Origin of the sequence: Alteromonas sp. 14N.309.X.WAT.G.H12 (assembly GCF_036697315.1) — a bacterium.
Classification (GTDB): Bacteria; Pseudomonadota; Gammaproteobacteria; order Enterobacterales; family Alteromonadaceae; genus Alteromonas.
The window spans coordinates 314,160-324,704 of sequence record NZ_JBAHZB010000001.1 but is presented as its reverse complement, the minus strand read 5'-3'; the positions used below and the strand labels follow the sequence as shown (position 1 = coordinate 324,704).

At 42.8% G+C, this 10,545-nt stretch carries 11 protein-coding genes; all 11 read right to left on the bottom strand.

Translation table 11 applies throughout. The features are described from left to right. A partial coding sequence (gene dnaE, locus V5298_RS01395) for a DNA polymerase III subunit alpha (RefSeq protein ID WP_332929671.1) occupies positions 1-3,236 on the bottom strand: 3,236 nt, incomplete at its 3' end. Positions 3,237-3,308: 72 nt separating this feature from the next. Continuing rightward, positions 3,309-3,983 carry a hypothetical protein gene (locus V5298_RS01390; protein WP_332929670.1) on the bottom strand — a complete coding sequence of 225 codons (675 nt, stop codon included), beginning with the start codon at positions 3,981-3,983 and terminating at the stop codon, positions 3,309-3,311. After that, positions 3,980-4,699, bottom strand: coding sequence for a transglycosylase SLT domain-containing protein (locus V5298_RS01385; protein ID WP_332929669.1), 720 nt, complete (start codon positions 4,697-4,699; stop codon positions 3,980-3,982). Before V5298_RS01385 ends, V5298_RS01390 begins: the two co-directional genes overlap by 4 nt. Positions 4,700-4,714: 15 nt before the next feature. Further along, positions 4,715-5,113, bottom strand: coding sequence for a hypothetical protein (locus V5298_RS01380; protein ID WP_332929668.1), 399 nt, complete (start codon positions 5,111-5,113; stop codon positions 4,715-4,717). Positions 5,114-5,235: 122 nt separating this feature from the next. Further along, complete coding sequence (locus V5298_RS01375; protein WP_332929667.1) at positions 5,236-5,652, bottom strand: hypothetical protein; 417 nt, start codon at positions 5,650-5,652, stop codon at positions 5,236-5,238. Next, the gene (locus V5298_RS01370; protein ID WP_332929666.1) at positions 5,642-6,229 is read right to left on the bottom strand and encodes a hypothetical protein; all 588 of its coding nucleotides are present in this window, start codon (positions 6,227-6,229) and stop codon (positions 5,642-5,644) included. Before V5298_RS01370 ends, V5298_RS01375 begins: the two co-directional genes overlap by 11 nt. 96 nt (positions 6,230-6,325) lie before the next feature. After that, entirely contained in the window at positions 6,326-7,651 is a 1,326-nt protein-coding gene (locus tag V5298_RS01365) for a hypothetical protein (protein ID WP_332929665.1), read from the bottom strand. A 397-nt stretch (positions 7,652-8,048) separates the two neighbouring features. Further along, positions 8,049-8,516 carry a hypothetical protein gene (locus V5298_RS01360; RefSeq protein WP_332929664.1) on the bottom strand — a complete coding sequence of 156 codons (468 nt, stop codon included), beginning with the start codon at positions 8,514-8,516 and terminating at the stop codon, positions 8,049-8,051. Further along, positions 8,509-9,222: a hypothetical protein gene (locus tag V5298_RS01355; protein WP_332929663.1), complete on the bottom strand. Its 714-nt coding sequence runs from the start codon at positions 9,220-9,222 to the stop codon at positions 8,509-8,511. The genes V5298_RS01360 and V5298_RS01355 overlap by 8 nt, the downstream gene beginning before the upstream one ends. After that, positions 9,219-10,256 carry a hypothetical protein gene (locus V5298_RS01350; RefSeq protein ID WP_332929662.1) on the bottom strand — a complete coding sequence of 346 codons (1,038 nt, stop codon included), beginning with the start codon at positions 10,254-10,256 and terminating at the stop codon, positions 9,219-9,221. The genes V5298_RS01355 and V5298_RS01350 overlap by 4 nt, the downstream gene beginning before the upstream one ends. A 94-nt stretch (positions 10,257-10,350) precedes the next feature. Beyond that, positions 10,351-10,545: hypothetical protein (locus tag V5298_RS01345; protein ID WP_332929661.1), on the bottom strand; the 195-nt coding region annotated here is incomplete at its 5' end.

Genomic DNA, 10,545 nt, shown 5'->3' with positions numbered 1-10,545 from the left:
CCATAACGCACACGCTTTTCTGTCTCAGCGAGAAAACGCGTCCGACTCGAATTCACATGAGGAGGGGCCACTTTAATGCCGAGTTTCTGCGAAGCTTCAACAACGGTCTCGTACAATTCATCCTTTTTCTTAAAGGTCATTGCAGATGCATAAAACTCCGACGGGTAATAGACCTTCAGCCATGCAGACATGTAAGTTACGATGGCATACGCAACGGCATGACTCTTGTTAAATCCATACCCTGCAAATTTTTCTACTTTATTGAATACTTGATTGAAGCGCACGTATTGAGATAACGAAAAATACAGCCGCATATACATCTCTTTCGCTTTTCCAGTATGACTCAAGGTATTTGTAATAGATAACTCTAATGCGGACTGGTAATGGCTCTTAAAATACTTAACGACATAATTGTAATCACTGATACGCCCCACCAAGATGTCGTCCCCTTTTTTATCTAGTTTCAAAAGGGTTTTCATTACCTTCAAAAACTGCTCACGGCCCGATATGTATCCCTCGTCAGAAATAGAGTCAGCAATACCAAGTGTTTCTAGCTCGGTTGTACAATCTTTGAAATTAACGTCAAGAGGGAAATCAAACCCTTGTTTTTTACCTAATTCAAGGTAGTTTTCACGCCAGAAAGTGAGAGCTTTTTGTGCATAGATATCTCGCTGCTTGGCCATTTCGGCCATTTTTTTCTTACCCATAGCCCGGCGTAATAAATCAGCTCCACCAAGGGAATAACCGGCTAACTCTCGCACAATACCCATCACTTGCTCTTGGAAAACAATACATCCAAAAGTAATGCTCGTCACGGGTTCTAACGCGGGGTGATCATAATGGGGGGGCTTAACGCCGTTCTTCACATCAATGTATTCCTCAACCATTCCGCTTTGGAGAGCTCCGGGCCTAAACAGTGCGGACAACACAGCTAACTCTTCGATGTTTTGTGGTTGAAGATTACCAACAAGTTGCCGCATCCCCTGGCTATTTAATTGAAACACATCGCACAGAATCTGCTGACAGATCATATTGTAAACGGCAGGATCAGCAAAATCGATTGTCCTCAAATCAATACTAACGCTGTGATTCTCCTTTATCTGGGAGACACACTCTGTTGTTATGTTCAGTGTTCGCAAACCCAAAATGTCGAATTTAATCAACCCAGCTCTCTCAATATCATCTTTGTCATAAAGAGAGAAAAAGTTTCCTTCGTCATCACTCCATACCGCAGCATAATCAGGAATGATCGTTGGTGATATAACGACGCCACCTGCATGCACACCATAGGATTGCATTTTTCCGGTCAATTTCTTTGCCATCAAAAGAACCTTGGAAAGCATAGGTTCTTTGTTCATGCGTTTCTTTACGAAATCCAGACCCAAAAACTCATCCCAAGTGAGGTTCCGTGGGGCGACGATCCCCAATTCATTTTCTGCCGTTTTAACAAGCCTTTTCAACTCATTGTCATAAATCATCGATAATTCATAGGCACCCCTGACCGCCGCTATTGACGATTTCAACTGGTACCGGTTCATGTTTGCAATTTGACTTGACGATGGCCAGATGGCACCAGGAAGCTGGTATTTTTCACTAATGTATCGCAATACTTTCTCGCGTCCCTCACCAAAATCCGTATCAATATCCGGCATCGATACGCGCTCAGGATTAAGAAAGCGCTCAAATTTCAAGTCGTACATGATAGGATCAACATCGGTGATTTCTATGCAATAAACAAGGAGGGAACCCGCTGCACTTCCTCGACCTGGACCAACAGCTACCCCCTCTTGACGAGCAAAATTAACCATGTCGTACTCAATAAGAAAGTAGCCCGAAAAGCCCATCTCTTTAATAACTTCAAATTCACGTTCGACTTGGGCTTGGTATTTTTCACGATGAAGTCCCGCTTCCTCGCCGAAATTTTGCTTTAACCGACGTTCCAAACCTTCGTAGGTAAGGTCAAGCAAGCAAAAATCATTGAGACGCCTTTGTCTATACGTGGCAACCGGCGCATCTTCTGGTCTCTCACTGTCAATAAGTGCCTCAAAAGCCCTTAATGCATCGTCATCGTTTTCGAAATCAGGGGGGCTCTGTTCCATTCTTTCATATGCAAACTGAACAACCCGCTGAATGGGCATATCGTAATTTGGTAGATGGATTTCCCCCAATGTAACAGGCGTATCCCCTAGACTTTCCCAATAGTGTAGTTGGAGCGCATTCCCCACAAGTTCTTGTTGGCCGGAGTAGTAATTGACAACGTCGTCATGCTCAACCAAGAGAGAATCTTTGGGGGGCTTTTCAAAAAGAAAACTGTTGACGTTCTCCTTTTTCTGCACGGCGACTTTAACACAGTAGGCATCATAGTCCTCTTCTCTCGCATAGCGAAACTGAGGGAAAGGAACTACGAGTTTTTCTTTTTGTGCCTTCAAAAACGTACGCTCGGACTCTGAGGCGTAGAGGGGGAAGCCGTATGCGGTGATGGACGAATACAAAGGTAATGTATCGACCTTTTTTTGTGTGGCAATAAACGGATGAGAATATGAATTGTTGTGGAGCCCATCAATAACGATAACGTCCTGAGAATATTTTTCGATATCCGCTTTTGTTAAAGCCAGTGGAATATTTTCACCACGCTTCACCGCTTCACTCTTGTGCTTACCTAGGGCTGAGTTTAACGCTAATATGTTTTTGTAACCGACCTCAGTTTTGGCAATAAAGATTAACTCACCTAGGGGCAAGGCTTTATCAATGTATTTCAGTAATCTTTTGAAGGGCTGTAAGATGTTGTCATCAATAATGCGCTCGGCCTGGGGCCCAATAACTTCGGTACACGCCGCCACAAAGCGTTTTTTCCCCACTGCACTTTTTAGTGAATTGTCGAGAAACGCAGACTCCACTTGTTTGATTCCTGTGTAAGTTCCCATCGCGTTTTCTTTCGCTCCCTCACCCACTACACCAATCATTTCAAGGAGCCTCATGCACGCGTGGTGATTGCGTAATCGCCACAGTGCATGATCGCGTTCCTTGCATGTTACGGAAGCCGTCATTCCTACGATAGCACCAACACCCACTGCGTTGGCACTATCAAGAAAACGGATGGTTGACGTTGTCGTATTGTGGTCAATCAAACAGGCTTGCTTGAAGCCTTTTTGCTGGATGGCCGGAAGGAACTCTGTTGGCGTATCATGGCCACGCTCGAACGATGCGTCTGAATAAAAAAAGGATGGTATATGCACATCAATAATCCGTTAATAGATCCATCTACATAATATAACACATCTTGAACGTGACGTGAAGTTGTGCGTTTTTTATAATTTTTTCCAGAGATCCTCTCTAAGCTCACGCATCTTACTTCTACCTTCCTGTGTGACTTCTCGTTCCAATTTTTCTTCGCTTAACAACATTAAGATATCGTCATCCGCGTTAGACATTACGTCATCGGTGATTTCATCTGCGAAATCAGAAAGACGAAGGTTTCTTGCGTTCATTCCGTACTTTTCATTTATTGCGTCCAGCAGCATCTCTTCCAACGCCTCAGAGGACACCATGGAACAGATATCTTGTCCTAACGCTTCAAGAGCGTTCATAAACTCTTCTTGAGCTTTTTCTTTCGCTTCTTCGAGTAAGGCCTGTAATGCCGCCGCGTTTATCCCCGAAAAATCATACCCTAGATCAAATTCTCTAACGGCGTCGATAATATCTTTCCATCCATCTTCCAGTTCTGCGCCAGTAAATATGGCTGAGCAAGTCTGGCTGTCATCGTCACCACTTTTCGCCCGCTCGTCAGCTTGCTCTATATATGCTTGTTGAAACTCTTCGGGTGACGCAATTGGGGATGGGGTAAAAAGGTTGTGAGTCACTTGCTCTATATACACTTGGGTTTCTTCCGCAGTGCAATCGTACATAGGACCATCCGTTTCAATATCCGCGTTAGCCATGCCCGTCAGTAGAACACCTAACACGGCTACCAATTTTCTTTTCATCGCTTCTCTCCACATCCATTTGTTGTAAGCACTACTGCATAACTGTGAAACTTGGCGAGGTAATCTTTATCTGGATACGCCTCGCTGATCAGTTTTGATAAAAACCACGGGTTATCGGTCTGGTACTTAGTAATGAGCTTTTCTATACGGCCAATGCCGGCATGATAAGCCAAAATCGCTAAATTGTAGTCACCGTTAAACTGGCTTGCCAACCAGTTAATATATTTTGCCCCCGCTGCTGTTGATTTTTGTAGGCTAAACCGCTCATCCTCTTCTCGTGTTACCTTAAGGCCCATGTCTCTGGCTGTGTCTGGTAAAAATTGCCAAGGACCCGCGGCACTCCTTCCTGATAACTGGCTGCGCTCACCAATAGCGTATGAAGATTCCAGCATTGGAATAAGCCCGAGTGTTCTGGGTAATCCTGACTTAGACATCTGGTCCATCATAAATGCCCTCATCGTATTCTGTCTTCGGTGAGTAATCAGATGCTGTTTGGAGGCACAAAAACGGTTTTTGTTTGAGTAAAAATATTGATAGAAAATTTGAAAGTTACACCCTGCCGCGGCGCAGTATTCTCTTACTGATGCCGTTGGGGCAATTGTGTTTTCTGATGCATACACCCCACCCTGCCCTAAAATAATAAGCATTAATACGGTAAAGGCCGAACATTTAACAAAACGTCCGGCCTGTTTTAAAGGGGTGAATGCGAATCTCATGAAGAAGGTTGTTTCTTAATTAGTGGTGGATTCGAAATCACTTGCTTGGATCTCCTGAACTGATTGATCACCCGTCGTAAGGTCTTGGCCGAATAGCATACCACCGGATGGGTACGCAATGAGCCCGCCCACGACCATTGATGCAACCATCTCTAGAAGCGTGAATTGCTTTTCGTGATCAGATTTAGGTAAGACAAATTTTCGAAGAAACTGCCACCCCCCAAATAACACTGCACATACACCACCCAAAAAACAAAGAGCTAACAGTACTGTCTTCCAAAGTGGCAGCGCATCATTCGCCAAGTAATCGCCTTGAGCTTGAAATACTCGGCTGTCTGCAGCAAATGAGTAAAAACTCACTGCCATAGTAGCGACTAATACGGAACCTTTAGTTAATATTTTTTTATTCATCATGCTTATTCCCTTATTGGTAGATAAAATTGTAACATTAGTATAATAGCCTTTTATTTCATTTTTCCGTTAAATTAAAAAAATATTTTCTTTCCCCACGCAACGCTGCAGCGCTTAGTATAATATTATTTTAGGGAACGAACGCGACTTGATTTGCGTAACGGAGGGTATCGCCTCTGAATCTCTTTAGGTGTCATCATCCCACTTCTCTTCACACGATCTTTTATGTCGTTGTCAGAGACATCTTTAAATGGCTTCCCCATAGCAACGGCATCTCCGTTTACTCTTGTGTTAATGGTGTGGAACGCTGTGAGGTACGTCAACGCGTGATTTCGAGTCAGCGTTTCCCAACTAAAAAGTGCATTACGCCCCTTTTTGTCCGGAAACATTTCTAACATAAACGCTTTCACCAAATACTCTGAGGTACTGCCTTCAACGTCCCATTGAGAGAGCATTCGTTCTTTGTAATTAAAAGGCATTACTGCAATGTCTGTTTTATTTTTTTGTACTCCCAACGGGCGTATTGTTGATTTAACCACCATCACTTTCACCTCCAATTTTCACGGAGGTTAATGTTGAATCAAGCCCGCTCTTAGCAAAAACACCGCGTGCGTCTTCCGCCTCGATATCTGATGCCAGTTCGTCAACATCCTCAATTTCTCGAATGTAGAGATTAGATAGCACTTTTCGGTCACTAAATAATACCGAAGTTGGGTCGTCGTCGTCTACTTCATAGACTCGAAAGCTCAGTCTCATTTCGTCAGGATCCTCAACACCTTTCATGCAAAGGCAATCCATCCTCTCTTTTCTTATTCGAATTCCAAGTGACATTTGGAGAATGTTTGTTGCGTTGTCCTTCGCGTCGAGAAAGACATAACCTTTTTTCCTGCAAATAGATACACCAAACCAGTCTACATGCGTAAACCATGGCATAAATTCGCTCTGTATCCCAATGTAGGGTTCGTTATTCTGGTCTCTACCATACAAAAAATCCATTGATGCGTCATTTCCCATATAGAGCACTTTAGGGTTAGTCTCTACATCAACTTTTAATTGACCGTCATACACCAAAGACTGGAGGTAGAAAAGGAAGTTTAACGCTGAATTCTGATTTGACATTACAGTATTCCTCCGTAGTTTACGCTATCACAAAACCTAGCGAAGAGATTTTCACATGTGAAAATAGGCAGAGTAAGCACCCTGCCCTACTTCAATTTAACCGGGAAAAGTAAATGCAGAAAACCCACGGTAAGTCGACTTTTCTTTTGATGGGATGAAAGTTTTGGACATTACGCGGTGATAGGTGTTCATAAAGAAGGCATAGTCCCGCTTACTTCTTTCCATATTCCCATCCTGACCCGTAGCATGCGCATTAGCTAATTTTTGCCATACTGCGGCCTGGCGCTGTTGAATATTTAAAGGAAGCATCGAAAGCTGCTTTTCAGCCTTAAGGTAGAATTCCACCGCTTTGCTGAGGTCGGTAGACGCTTCTCTATCCCCCAACCACAAAAGACCTTTAATCCCAAACTCGTTCGGGTCCGCGTCTGAAATGGCGACGGCTTTTTCCATAAAGTCTAAAGCTTTGACCTGGTCTCGGTATTGTGGATAATGGGTATACATTAATCCTAAACGGAAGGCGGATTCTGACTTCTCTTCATTTGTTGCAGAAATACTTTCTAGCACTTGGTTGTATAAAGACGCGGCTTTTGCTGCGCGTTCAGATTCAGAATCACCCAGTACACCGGATTCGTAGTTTTTGGCCATCTCTAGCATTGAGCTTGGGTGTTGGTTATATGCGATAGCCTTTTGGAACCAATTACTGGCGACCTCTCGATCACTAACCATCCAATACCCATCTTGGTATATTTTACCTATAATATAGGCAATATTAGCCTGACCTTCTTCTGCTAGTGGTTTGAGGAAATTAATACCAAGTGGGACATTTCGCGGTACGCCGAGCCCCAATATATTCATCATACCAGAGACATATTTTGCTCGTTGATCGCCTTGCTTCGCAGCGCCTTCAAAATAGAAATAGGATTTTTCATAATCAGTAGCCGACTTGGGTTCATCCTGTTTTGTCTGCGCTAAGGTACAATCTGCTCGTTTTTCTGGTGAAAACCAAACACAACTATCACCACGATAATAATCCGCGAGATAGACTTGAGCGAAGACGTCTGGAGATTCACCGCCGCGAGGCTGTGCGTAGTAAGAAAGAAAGTCAACCACGCCAGAACGGTTAGCTCCAGTTCCTTGGTTGAACATCACCATGTGTTTCACGTTTTCAATAGCGGGTTCATAATCGTATCGTGACGCTTCCAGCATCCATTTAAGAGCTGAATTAAAGTCACCATTTTGAAATGCCAGGTCGCCATAGTAAAAAAGAACATTAGGGTCGTTCATTGATTTTTCAAAAACGGACTCAAAACTCACGGGTAATTTTCCCGCTTGTTCGTTCGTTGCTGGCATTTCTGCTAATGCAGAAACGGAAAAACTAAGCGCTATAGCAATAACGCTTGACTTTAATTTAACATTTTTCATTCTACTCATCCCTGAATTAAAGGTCTCTTATCTTACGTGCATCGTGCCAAAGCATTTTCACATGTGAAAATTTCAACTTAGCTGCTATATGTTTTATAAAATCTTTAACACGAGCAAAGCCAGGTTAAAACAAAGAGTAGGGGAGGGTGCTAGCAAGAAATACCCCCTTATTTTCACATGTGAAAATACAGATAATAGTGGAACGGTTCATGCGGCCGCGGCCGTAACAAACTGTGTTTTATTTTTTCACATGTGAAAAAAACTACTGGGTAGATGTGCAATTATTGTCAATCAAGTATTGCTATATTTTCACATGTGAAAAAACGGATGCAGGTCGCTCGTTCTTTCGGGTATGTTATCACAAAATCTTTTTTTTTCGTTTTCCCTGAAGTATTTCTTATTTTTCTGAACAATACCCTTTTTTAAAAAGGAAGGACTTTTCTATGTTGGAGAAGTCTCCTAGTGAACGTCCAGTCTTACTTCGTTCTTGAATAGCTTGACCAAACTCATGAACAATTCCATTTGGAATTAAACAATTTAGTGCCGACCCTGAATATAGTGTCAATTCAATGTTACAAGAAAACCTATACTTTTTAATCTTATATTCGGCTGTTCTATCAATTGCAAAGTTATACCAGCTACCCTGGCTATTCTCACAAGTAGAGACTGCCTTTCCAAAAAGAAGTAAGGCGCGCTCTAATTCCTCGACTTCCTTTATGGGCAAACGCATCGGTTTTACCCCTTCAATACCGATTTTATATTCGGCGAACTTATCGCTGTCATCTTCTTCTGCAAAAGAGGGGAGGGCGCACGTTATAAAGAAAGCTAAAATGAAATATCTTATTTGCCAAATATTACTATCCATTTTTAACACTCCTTTTTGAAACATATTCAGTAAGAGACACCCAATCAGCGCTATCAATAACCGAGCCTAACGATCCATTTTCTACGTCATGGTAGTTATGTTTAAGCGGTGAAAGGTTTACCGCTTTGTGGTGTGAGCGGTATTCTTTAACTAATTCGTGGAGTGCAATGGCATTCTTAATACAATAGTCATTCACAATGGAAATTGCATTTTTAGAACTTTCTTCAATGATTTCTTTAGCGCCCTCTTTGCCCATACCTAACGCTAAAAATATACGCCGTAGTGCGCTAGTTTCAGCATCGGCCTCTCTACCATCAGCACCAACCACATCGGCACTAGATTGCCCCAATCGGGTAAACCATGGCTTATAACCACTTTCCGTCAATACATATAACGCTGCTTCACATGTGATCACATGTGAGTCAGGACTTAAAGAAACAAACTGTGAATCAACCTTTAATTGAAAAAAAGGGAAGTGCTTTTCGAATAAGGCTTTCTTTTCTGATAAGCCAACAAATTCATAACCCTCGAACGTCACTTGGTTTGGCACTAACTTATCAAAATCGGCAAGCATGTTTGCTAGAGCTGTTCGGAAATCGTTTCCTTGTATGACTTCCGCTAAATCTTTGCATCCGAAAGCAGGGCTTACGGGTTTCCACGTAACATCGATATTTTGTTCAATTCGCATATCATTAGTTGCTGTCATTGTTTGTTTCCATCATTGTTGATCAGATAGAACTGATAAAGAGTTTCTAAATCAGTGGTCTTTAACGAGCGAAAGGTAATCGCCTTTTTGTTCTCAAAGCGTTTCGTACCCAAAACGGCTTGTACGAACTCACTCATAGTCAACCCTAATTTGTGTCGAGCAGAATCAACGCCTTTGGAAAGAACGGAAGGGTAGTTGGTTTTTCTTCTGTTAGGCCAATCCGCATGATCGTAATCGACAATGACTTCTATTGGTTCCAGAGGGAGAGTTTCTTTCTTGTCTTTTAAAGTACTGATTTCAGCTATCGATTTCTTAGTCACCACTTCATCACCATCGTCTTTAATGGCTTTTTGGGGGCGGCTTACACTGGTTTTCGATTTACGGCGAGACACATTTGCCTTTGCTCTCTTCGTGATGTTTTTCGGTGCGTTTTTTTCAGCAACGAGGGCGTCTTCATCTTCGGCATCGACAACGTCATCATCTTGCAAATCAAGAACTAAGCACTCTTCTTCTTTTTGGCCACCTTCTTTGCTGGCCACCTGGCTCTTGGCCTCCACAACGTTCACGTCCGATTTTAAGATCCGGTCTTCTTCATCGTATATTTCAAACTCTGCACGCAGACCCAGATCTCGAAGTGCTCGGCGGATTGCCCGAGACTCAGCTACCAGTACTGCACGTCCACCAAACATTTCGTTTAAACATTGGGACGCTGTAGAAGAAATTAAAGGAACTAACCCAGCGGTCGTCATGAGTAGAACTCTTGCGACTACTGCTGGGATTGCTTTTTCCCTGACCAGTTTAGTGTCCACAACGATTGCGCCACAAAATACATCCATTACGATACGCTGCAATTCCTCGGACGTGGCGAACCGCCGTAAATCAGACACGCCTTGAGCTGGGTCTATAATTTCCCGGAGGGGAAGGTCAAGTAATCGTTCTTGTGCTTTTGCAAGCAAAGGTATCATTTTTTTTCTTGCTTCAAACAGACCTTTTACTTGTTCCTTTGACAGCTCGACATTATTAAACGGGTTCATTGCACACCTCTTATTTGCGCTTCAGAATGTATTATATTACGCAAATAAAGAAAATGCAACGCATCACGCATCACGCTATTACGTTGCGTGATATTCAAAATGTGCGATTAAAGACGTGTTCTGAATAGACGTTAAGCGCTGCTCTTGCATGATTAGCGCCCTCTTGAACGTCTGGGGAAATCACCAGGACGGTGGGTTTGATCCCACTCTGATTTCTTATTTGGAGTAAAAACTTTAACCTATGCAGTACCTCGGTAACGGGAACAAAGGCACTTGAGCTTTCTATAGA

Coding starts and splice junctions, on each gene's coding strand:
- V5298_RS01390 (WP_332929670.1), bottom strand. CDS start 3,983: ATGAAAAGAAAATTGGTAGCCGTGTTAGGTGTTCTACTGACGGGCATG.
- V5298_RS01385 (WP_332929669.1), bottom strand. CDS start 4,699: ATGAGATTCGCATTCACCCCTTTAAAACAGGCCGGACGTTTTGTTAAA.
- V5298_RS01380 (WP_332929668.1), bottom strand. CDS start 5,113: ATGATGAATAAAAAAATATTAACTAAAGGTTCCGTATTAGTCGCTACT.
- V5298_RS01375 (WP_332929667.1), bottom strand. CDS start 5,652: ATGGTGGTTAAATCAACAATACGCCCGTTGGGAGTACAAAAAAATAAA.
- V5298_RS01370 (WP_332929666.1), bottom strand. CDS start 6,229: ATGTCAAATCAGAATTCAGCGTTAAACTTCCTTTTCTACCTCCAGTCT.
- V5298_RS01365 (WP_332929665.1), bottom strand. CDS start 7,651: ATGAAAAATGTTAAATTAAAGTCAAGCGTTATTGCTATAGCGCTTAGT.
- V5298_RS01360 (WP_332929664.1), bottom strand. CDS start 8,516: ATGGATAGTAATATTTGGCAAATAAGATATTTCATTTTAGCTTTCTTT.
- V5298_RS01355 (WP_332929663.1), bottom strand. CDS start 9,222: ATGACAGCAACTAATGATATGCGAATTGAACAAAATATCGATGTTACG.
- V5298_RS01350 (WP_332929662.1), bottom strand. CDS start 10,256: ATGAACCCGTTTAATAATGTCGAGCTGTCAAAGGAACAAGTAAAAGGT.